Raw genomic sequence first — 1,632 nt, 5'->3', positions numbered from 1 at the left:
CGTGGGCTCGGAGATGTGTATAAGAGACAGCGGATATGGCGAACGATACACAAACGGAGCGTGCTTTTACGATCTTGACGGAACGGTTCGGGGAGTCGATCTTACCGTTGACGTATGTCAATTCGACGGCAGCCATCAAAGCGTTCGTTGGTCGTCATGGTGGGGCGACGGTGACGTCGTCAAACGCTGTCCAGATGGTCGAATGGGCGCTTGCTGAACGCGACATCTTATTCTTCTTGCCGGATCAACACCTCGGTCGCAATACGGCGCATGCACTCGGAATTCCGTTAGAACAGATGGCGATTTGGGATCCGATCAAGGACGAACTCGTTTTTGACGGGGAAGACCAGGACGTCCGCGTCATCTTATGGAAAGGACACTGCTCAGTCCATGAGAAATTCACGGTCGGTCAGATTGAACAGTTTCGCAAGACAGACCCGGAACGAAAGATTCTCGTCCACCCGGAATGCTCGCATGAAGTCGTGACGGCGTCAGATCTCAACGGGTCAACGGCGTACATCATTCAACAAATCGAACAGGCTGCTCCCGGAACGAAGTGGGCGATCGGAACAGAGATGAATCTCGTCAATCGACTCGCGACGACGCATCCGGAACTCGATATCGTGTCGCTCAATCCATTCATGTGTCCGTGTTTGACGATGAACCGGATCGACTTACCGCACTTGGCGTGGGCGCTCGAACAAGTCGAAGCCGGTGAGCCGGTCAACATCATTACGGTAGATGCAGAGACGACGCGGCATGCCGTGCTGGCGCTCGACCGGATGCTTGCGCGTTCGTAAAATAGAGGATCGGAGCGTGGTCGTGCGAACGATCACGCTTTTTTGTCTTCGGATTGAGAGAGCGAACATATGTATTGATTTTTGCTGAAGAACGCTTTGAAGCCAAACGAAGATGTATGCTACAATAACACGAGAGTTTGTTTAAGGATGGGAGCGTTCCACATTGATAGAATTCGTACGCGGCGAAGTCGCTTATGTCTGTGCGGAATTCGTGACGGTAGAAGTTGGCGGGATTGGCTACAAGATCGTAGCACCGAACCCGTTTTTTTATCGGACCGGAGACGAACAGATCATCGTATATACGTATCATTATGTCCGTGAGGACCAAGAAGTCTTATTTGGATTCCGTTCCCGTCGTGAGCGTGCCTTGTTCACGAAGTTGCTCGGGGTCACAGGAATTGGACCGAAAGGAGCGCTCGCGATCGTCGCATCAGGGAATGTCGATGCGCTCGTTGAAGCGATTGAACAAGAGAAGGAAAGTTATCTCGTCAAATTCCCAGGTGTCGGCAAGAAAACAGCGAAGCAAATGACGCTCGACCTAAAAGGAAAGTTAGCCGAGCTCGCACCGGATTACGTACCGAGCGAAGGCTTGTTCGCGCAAGGCAATGCTGAGCTGAATGAAGCTTGTGAAGCCTTGACGGCGCTTGGTTACAGTGACCGAGAAGTCGAGAAAGTCAAAAAAGCGTTGCAGGCAGAAGTCCTGTCGACGGATCAATATGTCAAACGGGCACTCCAGTTGTTATTGAATGTGAGGTGAGGACATGGAAGAGCGCATTTTGTCAGAATCCGCCCATGCGGAAGATCAAGAAGAGTGGAGTCTGCGTCCTCAGAC

At 51.8% G+C, this 1,632-nt stretch carries 1 protein-coding gene and 1 pseudogene; both read left to right on the top strand.

The features are described from left to right. Nucleotides 1-29 precede the first annotated feature (29 nt). A pseudogene (gene nadA / locus F8N00_RS17850) lies at nt 30-800 on the top strand (quinolinate synthase NadA); the annotation flags it as partial. Nucleotides 801-963: 163 nt separating this feature from the next. Continuing rightward, complete coding sequence (gene ruvA / locus F8N00_RS17845; protein WP_023468936.1) at nt 964-1,557, top strand: Holliday junction branch migration protein RuvA; 594 nt, start codon at nt 964-966, stop codon at nt 1,555-1,557. Nucleotides 1,558-1,632 lie beyond the last annotated feature (75 nt).

It is taken from the genome of Exiguobacterium sp. A1_3_1, assembly GCF_048985645.1.
GTDB classification, from domain to species: domain Bacteria; phylum Bacillota; class Bacilli; order Exiguobacteriales; family Exiguobacteriaceae; genus Exiguobacterium_A; species Exiguobacterium_A indicum.
The sequence above is the reverse complement of the archived record's forward strand: the minus strand, read 5'-3'. Positions and strand labels throughout refer to the sequence as shown.